The 14,582-nt window shown below is 59.7% G+C and carries 12 protein-coding genes; 5 read left to right on the top strand and 7 right to left on the bottom strand.

All coding sequences use genetic code 11. The features are described 5' to 3' along the window. Positions 1-56: 56 nt before the first annotated feature. Together ACR0AI_RS01180 and ACR0AI_RS01175 are read right to left on the bottom strand one after the other, a co-directional pair. Complete coding sequence (locus tag ACR0AI_RS01180; protein WP_480671271.1) at positions 57-1,277, bottom strand: N-acetylmuramoyl-L-alanine amidase; 1,221 nt, start codon at positions 1,275-1,277, stop codon at positions 57-59. Between the two features lie 66 nt (positions 1,278-1,343). Continuing rightward, positions 1,344-2,504 (bottom strand): pyridoxal phosphate-dependent aminotransferase, encoded by a 1,161-nt coding sequence (locus ACR0AI_RS01175; protein ID WP_480671273.1) that lies wholly within the window; start codon positions 2,502-2,504, stop codon positions 1,344-1,346. On the opposite strand from ACR0AI_RS01175, the gene ACR0AI_RS01170 reads away from it, so the two are divergent. The 3 genes from ACR0AI_RS01170 to ACR0AI_RS01160 are packed head-to-tail and all read left to right on the top strand — an operon-like array spanning position 2,503 to position 5,720. Then, the gene (locus ACR0AI_RS01170) at positions 2,503-3,885 is read left to right on the top strand and encodes a M48 family metalloprotease (protein WP_480671275.1); all 1,383 of its coding nucleotides are present in this window, start codon (positions 2,503-2,505) and stop codon (positions 3,883-3,885) included. The genes ACR0AI_RS01175 and ACR0AI_RS01170 overlap by 2 nt on opposite strands. After that, on the top strand, positions 3,882-4,640 hold the full coding sequence (locus tag ACR0AI_RS01165) for a DsbA family protein (RefSeq protein ID WP_480671277.1): 759 nt from the start codon (positions 3,882-3,884) through the stop codon (positions 4,638-4,640). The genes ACR0AI_RS01170 and ACR0AI_RS01165 overlap by 4 nt, the downstream gene beginning before the upstream one ends. 9 nt (positions 4,641-4,649) lie before the next feature. After that, positions 4,650-5,720 carry an agmatine deiminase family protein gene (locus ACR0AI_RS01160; protein WP_480701235.1) on the top strand — a complete coding sequence of 357 codons (1,071 nt, stop codon included), beginning with the start codon at positions 4,650-4,652 and terminating at the stop codon, positions 5,718-5,720. On the opposite strand, the gene ispG is transcribed toward ACR0AI_RS01160, so the two are convergent. The 3 genes from ispG to hemA form a co-directional block, all read right to left on the bottom strand. Then, positions 5,721-6,842: a flavodoxin-dependent (E)-4-hydroxy-3-methylbut-2-enyl-diphosphate synthase gene (ispG, locus tag ACR0AI_RS01155; protein ID WP_480671281.1), complete on the bottom strand. Its 1,122-nt coding sequence runs from the start codon at positions 6,840-6,842 to the stop codon at positions 5,721-5,723. A gap of 70 nt (positions 6,843-6,912) precedes the next feature. Continuing rightward, complete coding sequence (locus tag ACR0AI_RS01150; RefSeq protein ID WP_480671283.1) at positions 6,913-8,109, bottom strand: helix-turn-helix domain-containing protein; 1,197 nt, start codon at positions 8,107-8,109, stop codon at positions 6,913-6,915. Positions 8,110-8,238: 129 nt separating this feature from the next. Continuing rightward, positions 8,239-9,462 carry a 5-aminolevulinate synthase gene (hemA, locus tag ACR0AI_RS01145; protein WP_170660136.1) on the bottom strand — a complete coding sequence of 408 codons (1,224 nt, stop codon included), beginning with the start codon at positions 9,460-9,462 and terminating at the stop codon, positions 8,239-8,241. Positions 9,463-9,790: 328 nt separating this feature from the next. Here hemA and ACR0AI_RS01140 point away from each other — a divergent pair, with 328 nt between their 5' ends. Next, positions 9,791-11,176 (top strand): dipeptidase, encoded by a 1,386-nt coding sequence (locus ACR0AI_RS01140; RefSeq protein ID WP_480671285.1) that lies wholly within the window; start codon positions 9,791-9,793, stop codon positions 11,174-11,176. Between the two features lie 144 nt (positions 11,177-11,320). Here ACR0AI_RS01140 and purD read toward each other — a convergent pair whose 3' ends face one another. Further along, entirely contained in the window at positions 11,321-12,583 is a 1,263-nt protein-coding gene (gene purD, locus ACR0AI_RS01135; RefSeq protein WP_480671287.1) for a phosphoribosylamine--glycine ligase, read from the bottom strand. Positions 12,584-12,659: 76 nt separating this feature from the next. Between purD and xseA the strand changes: the two genes are divergently transcribed. Next, complete coding sequence (xseA, locus tag ACR0AI_RS01130) at positions 12,660-14,144, top strand: exodeoxyribonuclease VII large subunit (protein WP_480671289.1); 1,485 nt, start codon at positions 12,660-12,662, stop codon at positions 14,142-14,144. Between the two features lie 3 nt (positions 14,145-14,147). Here the strand turns inward: xseA and ACR0AI_RS01125 are convergent, their stop codons facing one another. Continuing rightward, entirely contained in the window at positions 14,148-14,543 is a 396-nt protein-coding gene (locus ACR0AI_RS01125; protein ID WP_480671291.1) for a hypothetical protein, read from the bottom strand. Between the last annotated feature and the right edge of the window lie 39 nt (positions 14,544-14,582).

Below are 14,582 nucleotides of genomic sequence, written 5' to 3'. Positions count from 1 at the left end.
TGCCAAGCCCGAGGGTCAAAACCACAAGCGCATTCTAGCCGTTTTGCGTCGTCAGGTCACTGTCCAATCAGGGATCGTCTGATCACATCTTGCTGCCGCCAGTCCTCGAGCCCCTGATAAATCCCCAGCGCCATTTTAGCGCGCCAGTCGGGATTTCTGATGTTTTTCAGGTCTCTGGGGCTGGAAAGAAACCCAAGTTCGACCAGAACAGACGGTATGTCCGCCGCCTTCAGCACCGAAAACGATGCGGTGCGCAGCGGTTTGCGATTCATCGGCCCGCCCTGTTGCGCCATGCCATTGGCAATCGCGCCCGCAAGCGATGTGGTGCGGGGTTTGGTCTCCTGCCGCGCCATATCCAGCAGCACATCGGTGACCTGATCATCAGCCCCGTTCAGATCGACCCCAGACAAAAGATCGCCCCGATCATGGCGCTCGGCCAGTTTGACGCTGGCCACGTCCGAGGCATCGTCGGACAAGGTATAGACCGCCGCGCCGTGGGCCTGCCCGTCGGAGAGGGAATCGGCATGCAGCGAGATGAACACATCTGCACCCGCCCTGTGTGCCAGAGCGATACGACGCTCTAGCGAGACGAACTGATCCTCGACCCGCGTCAGCACCACCTCGTAACCACCTGACCTTAATAGCAATTCACGTAATTCCCGCGCGAAGGTCAGCATCATGGTTTTCTCGTCAATGCCGCCAAACTCAGCGCCCGGATCGATACCGCCGTGGCCGGGATCCAGCATCACCCGCATGACCTGCGCCACGTTACGCGGGGCCTCAGACGTGGTGACCGCGGGTTCGGGAAGATCCCAACCGTGGTTTCGCGGCACGCCCGCAGACGCGTTGAACGTGTCAAAATCGGTGCCCACCAATTGCAGGGTCAAAAGCGCCGCGCCCGAGGTCTCATCCAAACGCAACTCGGCTGTGTCCACCGCCATCGGTGCGCCAAGCTCCAGAACCATGCGTGACCATCCGGGGACATAGGCCCCAAACTGCACGCCGCTTATCCTGTCGGTTTGCAGAAATTCTTCGGCGTTGAGGCCGGTCCAGTCGACCTCCTGAAAGTCGAGAACCATGCGGTAGGGATCGCGCAGCGTGAAAATGCGGTAAGACACCCCCTGACTGACGCCAAGGTCGACCTGAACCGCCGTGCGACCGGAATCGATGATGCGGCTTTGGTCCGGCTGCACGCGCGCCAACGCAGTGAAGTCCTGCGCCAATGCGGCACCGGACAGCGCCCAGATCAGCGCGATGCAAAAGAAAATCCTGCTCATGGCCTCAAGTTTTCCCGAGATCGTTTGAGCGTGACCCTAGCGCATCCGCCCCCTCTTGTGAACGCTTTACACCGGCTGCAACGCGCCGCGTTCGGCCATGAAGCTGCGCAGACGCTCTAACCCGTCCTGAATATCGGCAGTGGCCCTTGCGTAGGAGAATCGCAGGGTCGTATGTCCGCGCTCAGGATCGAAGTCCAAACCTGGCGTGACGGCGACACCGGCCTTTTCCAGAATCTCGGCTGCAAAGGCGCGGCTGTCATCTGTCAGGTCAGAGACATCGGCATAGACGTAGAATGCCCCGTCAGGTGGCGCGATATTCGTGAAACCGGCTTTTGGCAGCCCTACGAGCATCAGCTCGCGGTTGCGGCGGTAAACATCGAGATTGGCCTGCAGCTCCTCATCGCAATCCATCGCGGCCAAGGCGGCCACCTGGCTGGCATGGGGCGCGCAGATGAACATGTTCTGGGCGATCCGCTCAACCACACGAACCTGATCCTCGGGCACGACCATCCAACCGACGCGCCAACCGGTCATCGAGAAATACTTCGAGAACGAGTTGATCACGTAGCACTCATCCGTCAGCTCCAGCGCAGTGACGGCTTTGGCCTCATATTCCAGCCCGTGGTAGATCTCGTCGCTGATGAAAGAGGCACCCTGCCCCTGCGCGGCGTCGATCAACGCGCCCATCGAGGCATGATCCAACATAGTGCCGGTCGGATTGGCGGGTGACGCGACCATCAGGCCCTGAAGATCAAGTCCGGCAAAATCCGAAGGCACCGGTTGCAGCCGATTCTCGGGCAAGGTCGGCAGGTCGACGGGCACCAGCCCAAGCGCCTTGAGGATCTGACGGTAGGACGGATAGCCTGGCGCACCGATCCCCACGCGATCCCCGCTGTCGAACAGCGCGGTAAAGGCAAGCAAGAACCCGCCGGAAGACCCCGGCGTCACCACCACCCGTTCGGGGTTCAGATCGACATTGTACCACTCGCCATACATCTGCGCGATCCGCTGGCGCAGAGCGGGCAGTCCAAGCGCGACGGTATAGCCTAACGGGCCTTGCTCCATTGCCTTTGCGAGGGCTTCGGTCGCCCCTTTCGGGGCGCCGGTTCCGGGCTGACCGACCTCCATATGAATGAGGTGGCGTCCGGCCTCTTCGGCTTTGCGCGCGGCCTCCATCACGTCCATCACAATAAACGGATCGACCCCGGACCGGGTTGAGTTTCTCATGCCCATCTCCCATGTTGCAGCCATGGCTTTTGAACGCGTATCCCGGCTGACGTCAATCCCAGCCCTGATACTTGCGGCTGTCCTCTGGCTGACGGCGGCAGCGCAGAGCCACGCCCAAAGCCTGATCCGCGATCCCGATATCGAGTTCGGCCTGCGCGAACTGGCCTTTCCGGTGCTGCGTGCCGCCGGGCTAAGCACCAATCAGGTGCGTATTCTGGTCGTCAACGACAACACCTTCAACGCCTTCGTGATCGACTACAACGCGATCTACCTGAACTACGGCCTGATCCTGTCGGTAGACAGCCCCGAAATGCTGCAAGCCGTCATCGCCCACGAGGCCGCCCATATAGCCAACGGTCACTTAGCCCGCCGTCACCAAAACCTGCAGGACGCACAGCGTAAGGCGAGCCTTGGCACGGCGCTTGCTCTGATCGCAGCCGCGGCGGGCGGAGGGGAAGCCGCTGCCGGGATAGCAGCCGGGACGCAAGGCGCGGCCATTCGCAGCTTTCTGGGGCACACACGGGCCGAGGAAGCCTCAGCCGATCGCAGCGCAGCCAGCTATCTGCGGTGGGCTGGAATCTCACCCAAGGGGATGGTCGCGATCCACCGCAAATTCGCAGGTCAGGAATTGCTGAGCACGGCCAATCAAGACCCCTATATGCGCTCGCACCCCACCAGCCGGGACCGCTTGCGCGCAGCTGAGGCGTTTCTGGACGAATTCGGAGATCAAACCCAACCCAATGAAAGCGCCGATTACTGGTTTGCGCGGGTCAAGGGTAAGCTCTCGGCCTTTTTGCGCTCTCCGAGTTGGACAATGCGCCGCGCGAAAGAGGAAACGGCCTACGACATCCGAATGATGCGCGAGGCGTCAGCCCATCACCAGAACCGCGATCTGGCCCGTGCGCGCGCAGCGATAGATGAAGCCTTGAAAATTCGGCCCGAGGATCCCTTCTACTACGAATTGAAAGGGCAAATTCTTCTGGAAAACAGGCAATTATCTGAGGCTGTTAATGCATATGCCCAAGCGGTTGAAATGGCGCCGCGCGATGCGTTGATCCTTGCAGGATACGGACGGGCGCTGCTGCTACAAGGCCAGACCGACACGGCGTTGGAAGCGCTTGAGAAAGCCCGCGCCCGCGACTACCGCAACGCGCGGCTGATGCGGGATCTGGGTGTCGCCTATTCCAAGGTCGGCAATAACGGGATGGCCTCGACCGTCACCGCAGAACGATACGCATTGCAGGGCCGACTGGCCGATGCAGGTATTCACGCAAGACGGGCCATCGGGCAACTTCCCGAAGGCTCACCGGGTTGGCAAAGGGCACAAGATGTGTTGATTGCCTCGAAACGCGCAGAGAAAGCGAAAAGGAAACGCAAATGATCCTGAAACATGCAGCCCCCGCCCTTTTGGGGCTTTCCCTGATATCGACTTCGGCGCACGCGCTGGACCTCAATGCGCTCAGCGATGCCGAAAAGGCCGAGTTCGGAGCGCAGGTGCGCGAGTATCTGCTGGAAAACCCCGAAGTGATCATCGAAGCGATCACCATTCTGGAAGAGCGCAACGCAGCGACCCAGGAGCAGGCCGACCGCGATCTGGTCGCCTCGAACGCGGATGAGCTGTTCAATGATGGCTATAGCTGGGTGGGCGGCAATCCGGATGGCGACATCACTTTGGTTGAGTTTATGGACTACCGCTGCGGCTATTGCCGTCGTGCCGTGCCCGAGGTGGCCAGCCTGTTGGCCGAAGACGGCAATATCCGTCTTGTGATCAAAGAGTTCCCGATTCTGGGCGATGCCTCGGTTCTGTCCTCGCGCTTCGCCGTGGCAACCAAACATGTCGCCGGGGATGACGCCTATAAACAGGTCCACGACGCCCTTATGGAATTCAGCGGAGAACCCAGCGAAGTGACCTTGCGCCGTATCTCAGACGGGCTTGGGCTGGATAGCGACGCCATCATCGCCGCGATGGACAGCAACCAGGTCACCGAAGAGATCACCCGCACCCGAGAGCTGGCACAACGGATGCAGATCACCGGAACGCCCTCGTTCGTTTTGGGCACCGAAATGCTGCGCGGCTTCCTACCCGCAGATCAGATGCAGCAGATCGCAGACGGCGTGCGAGCCGAACAAGGGTAGACTCCCGAAGTGAATCGTCGACAGCTTTTGATTGCCGGAGGGGCGCTGGGAGTTATGGGTTTGCCAAGTCAATCCTCAACCCAGCCTCGTTCTGGCTACTACGTACCGGCCGAGGAAATGCGTCATCAGCGCACTTTCATGCAATGGCCCAACAGTCGCAAAGTCTATCGCGACCACATATTTCTAGACTCGGTACAGCAGACAATCGCGGACATTGCCAACGCGATCTCGGATTTTGAGCCTGTAACCATGTTGGCCGAGGCTGAACATCACGACACCGCGCGCCGGAGGCTCTCTGCGCAGGTCGAGCTATGGGACATCCCGACCGAAGATCTTTGGTGCCGCGACTCCGGCCCGGTTTTTGTCGTCGACGGACAGGGCAAATTGGCCATCAGCCAAATCCAATTCAATGGCTGGGGGCAAAAGCAACCCCACGCCCTCGATGCAAAAGTGGCCAGCAGGGTCGCGGATCGGTTGGACCTAACTCTGCGACCCACCGGTTTGCAAGGCGAGGCTGGTGGGGTCGAGCAGGATGGGCATGGGCTGCTCATGGCGCATGAAAGCTCTTGGGTGAATGAAAACCGCAATCCTGGCATGACACGCGCCGAAATCGAAAGCCGTCTGCTGGCAGCTTATGGCGCTGACCGCATCATTTGGTCCGAAGGTGTCTTGGGCGAAGACATCACCGACTACCATATTGATAGCCTAGCCCGCTTTACAGGGCCGGGGCGCGTTCTCATCAACCTTCCAGATGAACCAGACATGGGTGATCCGTTTCACCGTGCTGCACTGGACACTCACGATCGGCTTGCGGACGAAGGCTTGCAGATCGACGTCATCCCCGAACCTTTCGAACGTCGTGTTCAAGACCCGGAATTCGTAGCATCATATGCAAACTACTATGTCTGCAACGGTGCAGTGGTGATTGCCGAGTTCGGCGATAGTGAAACGGACAAAACTGCGCGCAATGCCCTTGGGCGTCACTACCCCGGGCGCGAGGTCGTTTCATTGAATGTCGACACGTTGGGCGAACTGGGCGGAGGCATTCATTGTGCGACGCAGCAAATGCCCGCAGTATAGCTACTCTGCAGCCTCCTCTGCCGCATCCAGTTCAGAGGCCTTTTTCTCGACCTCTTCCACGATATGATCGATCATCTGATCGTTCGACATCTTATGGCTGGCTTTACCCGCCAGATAGACCATGCCCGACCCTGCTCCGCCGCCCGTGAAGCCAACATCGGTCATCAGCGCCTCGCCCGGTCCGTTGACGACGCAACCGATGATCGACAGGGACATCGGCGTCTTGATGTGTTCCAGGCGGTGTTCCAGCGCCTCGACGGTTTTGATCACGTCGAATCCCTGACGCGCGCAGGACGGGCATGAGATGATGTTGACGCCGCGATGGCGCAAGCCCAGGGATTTCAGGATTTCAAAGCCAACCTTGACCTCTTCGACCGGGTCGGCAGACAGGCTGACGCGGATCGTATCTCCGATCCCCATCCACAGCAGGTTGCCTAGACCGATGGCGGATTTGATGGTGCCGCTGACCAACCCTCCGGCCTCGGTGATCCCAAGGTGAATCGGGGCATCGGTGGCCTCGGCAATGCCTTGGTAGGCCGCCGCCGATAGGAAGACGTCGCTGGCCTTCACGCTGATCTTGAATTCGTGGAAATCATTGTCCTGCAGAATGCGGATATGTTCCAACCCGCTCTCAACCATCGCCTCGGGACAGGGTTCGCCGTATTTCTCAAGCAGGTGCCGCTCTAACGAGCCTGCATTCACACCGATCCGAATCGAGCAATTGTGGTCCCTTGCGGCCTTGATGACCTCTTTCACGCGTTGTTCGTTGCCGATATTGCCCGGATTGATCCGCAGACAGGCCGCGCCGGACTCTGCCGCTTCGATTCCACGACGATAGTGAAAATGAATGTCAGCCACGATGGGCACCGGGCTTTCGCGCACGATCTCTTTCAGCGCCTTGGCCGAGTCCTCATCCGGAACGGAAACCCGCACGATATCAGCTCCGGCCTCAGCCGCAGCCTGAACCTGCGCGACCGTTGCCGCCACATCAGTGGTCAGGGTGTTGGTCATGGTCTGAACGGCAATCGGAGCATCGCCGCCGACCGGCACGGTACCGACCATGATCTGGCGGGATTTACGGCGGTAGATATCGCGCCAGGGACGTACGTGGTTGAGCGACATGAAGAGTGGTCCGCATCTGCCTAGGTTGCCTCATAGATAGTTCGGCAACCGGACTAGAGCAATGGCAAGACTATTCGGCAGGCTCGTCGGTTACTTGCGTCTGAAGTTCGGCAACCAATTGCTTGAGGGCACTGTTCTGTTCAGCCTCGAGATCGGCGACGGCATAGGTCTCAACCACCGCGTCCTTGGACAGGACGACGCCCTTCGCCACAGTGCCAGGGGCACCAACCGGACCGAAATGCTCACCATTCATCGAAAAGAACACCGAACCCGACGCCCCGGCCCGCAACAGAGGAGGTTCTTCGGTCAGCGGCACTTCAAACACGCTGCCCTGTTCTACCGTGCCGAGCGTACCTTCGAAGATCACGCTGCCATCGGCGGCCGTGACGCGCATCCACGCAGGGTTCACGGCGACAATCTTCAACGTCGTATCCAGCTGCTCAACCACCTGCGGCAAGGCCGGGCGTTCAACCGTGTGCAATTCGGCCACCTGAACCTCGGGCAGTTCCGGGGGGCGGAACGTGCCGACGGTTCGTGGGTCAAGCGTGGAAATCGGAGCATCCCGCGCGACCATCACCGGAACATCCAGCGCTTGCGGGCGATAGAGGCGATCCAGCGCTTCGGTCGAGGCAGTCTCGACAGTTTCTGTGCTACGCGCCGCATCAAGGGGGTCGAGATCCGACAGAACCACGGGGGCTTGCTCAACCGGGCTGACCTGCACCTGCTGGATCTTGTTCAGCACGGCCCAGCCGCCATAGCCAATACCGCCGATAACGGCCAGCAACACTAGGGATGAGCCAATCGCGCGCGGTTCAACCTGACTGACAAAAGATTCTTTGCCGGGGATATATGGCGTGTTCGGAGACACAAACGGATCTCGCCCCATCGGGCCACGGGCCGGAAGATCTCCGGTCGGTTTGCGCACGACCGAGGCCTCGGCGGACATGCCATGCGCGACCTCAAAGCCGCTTTCCTTGCAAAAGGCGGCAAAGGTCTCATCCGGGTTCATGCCCAGATACCGTGCGTAAGAACGCACATACCCGGCGATGAAGCCGGGTGTATCGAACGCATCAGGATCGGCGTTTTCGATGGCAGCGATGTAGTTGGCTTTGATCCGCAGCTCGCGCTGAACATCCAGAAGGGATTTGCCCATGGTGGCGCGTTCGCCGCGCATCTGATCACCAAGCCGTACTTCATAGTCGTCAAAACCCTTTGGTCTGACTTCTACACCTTCTTCGGAATCGCGCTGTGATCTGCGCCCAATCATTCCTGCCGCCCCATTTTGCCTGTCGCGTGTTTCACGCTAATGGCGAATCGTCCCCATAACGATTCGTCCACTTATTTTGTTAGCGTAAGCTTAACACGCGGCAAACACGTTGCACACTTTAGCGTGAGGTTAACCGGCAAGTTCGGCGCGATTTAGCGCACAATGTGACCAAAGTTCGTCCATCGCCTGAACCAGACGGTTCATCTCACCGGGTCCATGGACCGGAGATGGGGTGAAGCGCAGGCGTTCCGTACCGCGTGGAACGGTCGGGAAATTGATCGGTTGCACATAGATACCGTGATCATCCAACAACCGGTCGCTCAGGATTTTGGTATGAACTGGGTTTCCGACGATGACTGGAACGATGTGGCTGCCATGGTCGATCAGCGGCAGGCCCAAGCCTTTCAGGCGTAGCTTCAGGATTTTGGCCTGTGTCTGATGCTGCTCGCGCAGTTCCGGCGTCACTTTCAGATGCGCGACCGAGGCCGCCGCACCAGCCGCAACAGCGGGCGGCAGAGACGTGGTAAAGATGAACCCCGGCGCGTAAGAGCGCACGGCGTCACACATCTTTTCGCTAGCGGCGATATAGCCCCCCATTACGCCATAGGCTTTCGCCAGAGTGCCATTGATGATGTCGATGCGATGCGCCAGACGATCACGTTCCGTCACACCACCACCGCGCGGGCCGTACATGCCAACCGCGTGGACCTCGTCAATATAAGTAAGCGCACCGAATTCATCCGCCAGATCGCAAATCTCTTCGATTGGGCCGAAGTCACCATCCATGGAGTAGACCGACTCAAAGGCGATAAGCTTGGGGGCTTTAGGGTCGTCTGCTTCGAGCAGCTCACGCAGGTGCGCGACATCGTTGTGGCGGAAGATACGCTTGGCGCCTCCATTGCGCCGCACGCCTTCGATCATCGAGGCATGGTTCAGCGCGTCCGAATAGATGATCAGACCGGGGAACAGCTTCGGCAAGGTCGAAAGCGTCGCGTCATTGGCGATATAGGCGCTGGTGAACAGCAGAGCGGACTCTTTGCCGTGCAAATCGGCCAGCTCAGCCTCAAGACGCTTATGATATACAGTCGTGCCCGAAATGTTGCGCGTCCCGCCCGACCCTGCACCCGCCGCATCGACGGCTTCGTGCATTGCGTTCAGGACAACCGGGTGCTGGCCCATGCCAAGATAGTCATTGCCGCACCACACGGTAATGTTCTGTTGTGTTCCATCGGGACGGGTCCGAACAGCATGCGGGAAGTGCCCGTTGCGGCGTTCGATATCGATAAAGGTCCGATAACGTCCTTCGTCATGCAGCCTGGCAATCGCTGAATCGAGCTGAGCAGTATAGTCCAACGGACCCTCCTTGATCGCCTCGGGTAAACCCCTCACCCAAAGCCTGTATTCCGCTACCTTACAGGACATCGCCCCTAAAGCAGCTTTGTGTTCGCACGTTCTACCTTATTAAAGCCGCCCGTTAGAACCCAACTTTGATTTGCATCAAATATAAGCTTCATAGCCGCGCAGCAAGTAAACTTACGTCTAAAAGACGCGGGGAAACGACGCAGGTACAGAAGCTTAACTTCGGCCGTTCACTACGGGGCGGTACTGCGCACTCTGCTCTGGACGGCAGCGCCAACACTGATAGGGTTCGCGCAAATCATTCCCAAGCAGGAGCCCTGTTATGTCGCTAGACGCCGTGCTGAGCCGGATCGACTCTGATCTGCAAACCTCGATCGACCGCCTGATGGAGCTGTTGCGCATCCAATCGATCTCAACCGATCCCGCTTACAAAGCGGATGTCGACAAGGCCGCAGACTGGCTGGTTTCGGACTTGCAGAGCATTGGTATTGCAGCAGAAAAGCGCGAAACACCCGGCCACCCTATGGTCGTGGGTCATGTAGGTGAGGGCAGCGAAGGCCCGCATGTGCTGTTCTATGGGCACTATGATGTACAACCCGTCGACCCACTGAACCTGTGGAACCGCGATCCGTTCGACCCCGCCATCGAAGAGACCGAAAACGGACCCGTCATTCGCGGCCGTGGTTCATCCGATGACAAGGGCCAGCTGATGACCTTTGTCGAGGCCTGCCGTGCATGGAAAGCCGTCCACGGCACCCTCCCTTGCCGCATCACCTTTTTCTTCGAAGGTGAAGAGGAATCAGGCTCGCCCTCGCTGGTGCCGTTCCTCGAAGCGAACAAAGACGAGTTGCAGGCCGATCTGGCCCTGGTTTGCGACACCTCGATGGTGTCACGCGGAGTGCCTTCCATCGCATCGCAACTGCGCGGCATGCTGAAGGATGAGTTCACCATCGTAGGCCCCCGCATCGACCTGCATTCCGGCCACTACGGCGGCCCCGGCCTGAACCCGCTGCGCGAATTGTCCAAGATCGTAGCTTCTTTCTATGACGATGAGACCGGACGGGTCGCTGTTGGAGGTTTCTACGAGGGCGTTCACGAGGTCCCGGCAGATCAGCTGCGCCAGTGGGAAAACTGCGGCTTCGACGAAGCCGAATACCTGAACTCGGTGGGATATAGCCAACCGCATGGCGAAAAAGGTTATTCCACGCTGGAACAGCAATGGGCACGCCCCACGCTTGAGGTCAACGGGCTTTGGGGAGGCTACAACGGCGCCGGATCAAAAACGGTGATACCGTCAGAGGCCCATTGCAAAATCACCTGCCGCCTAGTCGGTGACATGGACCCCGACGCATTGCGCGACAAAATCCGCAAGCACGTAGAAGAACGCCTGCCCCCGGACGCCAAAGTTGTCTGGGACAATGACCTCGAAGGGTCCCCAGCCTCGGTCATGAATCTTGATCGCCCTGAATTTGAAGCGGCCCGCGCTGCGCTGTCTGACGAATGGGGCCGCGAAGCCGTGTTCACCGGAATGGGCGGCTCAATCCCGGTCGTTGGTTATTTCGACACCGTTCTGGGCCTGGATTCGATGCTGGTGGGTTACGCCAATGACGACGATGCCATCCACTCTCCGAACGAGAAATACGATGTCAAAAGTTTCCACAAGGGCATCCGCTCTTGGGCCCGCATTCTCGATGCTTTGAATTCGTAGAAGTCTTTTGCGAGACTCTGCCTCGCGCTCCGAGGTATTTTCGGCCAGATGAAGGACGGATCCCATGCTTCATCTGACTAAAATTTCTCAAGGGAGACGTGGTTTGCCGCGGCGGGGGCAAATCCCCCCTGACCCACATCAAAGTCAAAGCGCCCGCCACCCAATATCGCGCCGATAAAAGCCCTTGGGCCAATCTACCCCGTCAACCATTGCATAGGCCCGATCCCGCGCCTCTTGCAACGTCGCACCTCGGGCGGTGACATTCAGAACACGCCCGCCAACTGCTTGAATCTGCCCCTCAACAGCCTTTGTCCCCGCGTGGAACACCATGTTGCTGCTGTCTTCAGGAAGTTTATCCAAGCCTTTGATAACCGAGCCTTTCTCATAAGCACCCGGATACCCGTTGGCTGCCATAACGATGGTCATCGCATGATCATCGGCCCAGTTCACCCGCGTCTCGTCCAAACGCCCTTCGGCCGCGGCATGCATAAGGTCCATCGCCTGTGCCCCAAGACGCATCATCAAAACCTGACATTCGGGATCACCAAACCGGACGTTGTATTCAACCAAACGCGGCTGCCCATCCTTGATCATCAAACCGGCATAGAGAACCCCTTGGAACGGCGCGCCTCGGCGCTTCATCTCGGCCATAGTCGGGCGGATGATTTCATCCATCGCGCGCGCCTCGACCTCGGCGCTCAGAACCGGAGCCGGGGAATAGGCCCCCATCCCACCGGTGTTCAGACCTGTATCCCCCTCGCCCACGCGCTTGTGATCCTGCGCGGTGCCGATCGACAGGATGTCCTCTCCATCGCACAGCACAAACAACGAGGCTTCTTCGCCATCCATAAACTCTTCGATGACAACCTCGGCACCAGCCCCACCGAAGGCCCCGCCAAACATGTCGTCAATTGCGTCCAGAGCGGTCTGCTCGTCCATCGCCACAATCACGCCCTTGCCCGCCGCCAGACCATCAGCCTTGACCACGATCGGAGCGCCCTGCTCTTTAATGTAAGCCTTGGCGGGCGCGGCTTCGGTGAACCGTGCATAGGCGGCGGTAGGCGCACCCGAGGCATCGCAAACCTCTTTGGTGAAACTCTTCGAGGCTTCCAACCGGGCCGCTTCGGCGGACGGGCCAAACACCAGTACACCGGCTTCACGCAACCGGTCGGCCACGCCAGCGGCCAAAGGGGCCTCGGGGCCGACGATTACGAAGTCAATCGCGTTGGCCTCGGCGAAATTGACCACTGCACCGCCATTCTCGATATCCAGCGACGCGCATTCGGCGATCTGAGCGATCCCGGCATTGCCCGGCGCAACGATCAGACGGTCGCATTTGGGGTTCTGCATCACCGCCCAAGCGAGGCTGTGCTCACGCCCACCGCTGCCGAGAATAAGAATGTTCATTGGGTCGTCTCCGATCTGCTTGGCCTCGCCTGCGCGGCGTTCTAAGCTGGCACGGCATTTGACACAAGGCGCTGAAATGTCCGACCTGCTTGACGACCCAATTCCCGGCCAAAACACCCCTGAATACTCGGTTTCCGAGATTTCTGGCGAGGTGAAGCGCATGCTCGAGGGCTCGTTCGGGCGAATCCGTGTACGCGGCGAGGTCGGGCGCGTGTTCAAGGCACGCTCGGGTCATCTGTATTATGACATCAAGGACGACCGGAACGTTCTGGCCTGCACCACCTGGAAAGGTCAAATCTCCGGCCTCTCCGTCGTCCCCGAAGAAGGGTTGGAGGTCGTCGTCACCGGTCGCCTCACAGCATTCGGCGCGCAATCCAAATACAACATGAATGTCGATGAGGTCGCAGTCGCTGGCCAAGGCGCGCTGATGGCGCTGTTGGAAAAGCGTAAGAAGCAGCTGGAGACCGAAGGACTTTTCGCGCCCGAGCGTAAGAAACCGCTGCCCTACCTGCCCCAGATCATCGGTGTCGTGACCTCTCCGTCCGGGGCGGTGATCCGCGATATCCTGCATCGCCTGCGCGACCGCTTTCCCCGCAAGGTTCTGATCTGGCCCGTCGCTGTACAGGGTGCAAACTGCGCGCCCGAGGTGACCCGCGCCATCGAAGGCTTCAACGCGCTGACGCCCGGTGGAGCACTGCCGCGCCCCGATCTGATCATCGTTGCGCGTGGAGGCGGCTCAATCGAAGACCTATGGGGGTTTAACGAAGAAAGCGTGGCCCGTGCGGCTGCCGCATCAGAGATCCCGCTGATCTCGGCCGTCGGGCACGAGACGGACACGACGCTGATCGACTTTGTCTCCGACCGCCGCGCACCTACGCCAACGGCCGCTGCCGAATTGGCCGTCCCCGTGCGGATGGAGTTGATGGCCTGGACCAACGAACAAGGCGCGCGCCTGTCGCGGGCCGCCAGCGATGCGGTTCAACGCCGCGCGCAACGCCTGCGTGACGTCTCGCGCGCGTTGCCACGCCCGGATAGTTTGTTGAACTCTCCACGACAACGCCTTGATCTGATTGCGGAACGCCTGACACCGGCATTGAATCGCGGGGTGCAAAACCGCCGCCTGCAACTGGTCGAGATGTCGGCTCATCTGCGCCCGTCGACTTTGCGAGGCGTCGTCTCCTCCCGTCAGGAACACCTGCGCAACCTGTCTTCGCGTCTGTCCCTCCGCCCGATCCAGCGAGAGATTGATCAACAGCGCCAGGCCACCGCTCGACTGGCTGAGCGGCTGAACGCGGCCCAAACCGTCCGACTCGAGCGCCTGCGCCAACAACTGACAGCAACCGACCGCCTACGCGAAACGCTCAGCTACAAGGCAACGCTGGCGCGGGGCTATGCGGTTGTGCGCGCTGAGGGCGACGTCGTGACCACCAAGGCTCAGGCTGGCAAACACGCTGTGCTTGAGATCGAATTTTCGGACGGCCGCCTGACGACGGGCTCCGCTGGCCGCCCTGCCGCGAAAAAAACCAAACCCGACGCGCCGGATCAGGGATCGCTGTTCTAGAGGTTAAACTCCGACCTCGGGACCCAGGCACACCATCTCTTCCCCGAGGTCTTCCGCCTCATAGAGTTCAGTGGCCTGTGGGTCGCCTTCGAACTGTGCGATTAGCCCACCGCCCGATCTGGTGAACACCCAGCATTGCGGGTCCAGCCGGTCCTCGTAGACGAAACAGATCTGATCCTCACGCTGGTACCATACGCCTTCTTTGCACTGGCCATCCAAAAACGACCAGATCACCCGGCGATTGGGCAGATACCGCTCGACTCCGTAAACCTGCCCTTCAAAGCCATAAAACAGGGTTTTGCCCTGCGTGTACTCGTCGAACTCGGCGCCGGACAGCGCCGTTTGCGCGCCCGCCGTCTGCCCCAACAGCGCCAACAGAATCACAAGATGCCTCAACATGAGGCCATAGTGTCAGATGCGGGCGGGCATGGCCAATCA

The organism is Ruegeria sp. BG3 (assembly GCF_056538485.1).
Note: the sequence above shows the minus strand (reverse complement) of the source record. Positions and strands in the feature narration are given on the sequence as shown.

Coding starts and splice junctions, on each gene's coding strand:
- ACR0AI_RS01180 (WP_480671271.1), bottom strand. CDS start 1,277: ATGAGCAGGATTTTCTTTTGCATCGCGCTGATCTGGGCGCTGTCCGGT.
- ACR0AI_RS01170 (WP_480671275.1), top strand. CDS start 2,503: ATGCCCATCTCCCATGTTGCAGCCATGGCTTTTGAACGCGTATCCCGG.
- ACR0AI_RS01175 (WP_480671273.1), bottom strand. CDS start 2,504: ATGAGAAACTCAACCCGGTCCGGGGTCGATCCGTTTATTGTGATGGAC.
- ACR0AI_RS01165 (WP_480671277.1), top strand. CDS start 3,882: ATGATCCTGAAACATGCAGCCCCCGCCCTTTTGGGGCTTTCCCTGATA.
- ispG (WP_480671281.1), bottom strand. CDS start 6,842: ATGTCGCTCAACCACGTACGTCCCTGGCGCGATATCTACCGCCGTAAA.
- ACR0AI_RS01150 (WP_480671283.1), bottom strand. CDS start 8,109: ATGATTGGGCGCAGATCACAGCGCGATTCCGAAGAAGGTGTAGAAGTC.
- ACR0AI_RS01140 (WP_480671285.1), top strand. CDS start 9,791: ATGTCGCTAGACGCCGTGCTGAGCCGGATCGACTCTGATCTGCAAACC.
- purD (WP_480671287.1), bottom strand. CDS start 12,583: ATGAACATTCTTATTCTCGGCAGCGGTGGGCGTGAGCACAGCCTCGCT.
- xseA (WP_480671289.1), top strand. CDS start 12,660: ATGTCCGACCTGCTTGACGACCCAATTCCCGGCCAAAACACCCCTGAA.
- ACR0AI_RS01125 (WP_480671291.1), bottom strand. CDS start 14,543: ATGTTGAGGCATCTTGTGATTCTGTTGGCGCTGTTGGGGCAGACGGCG.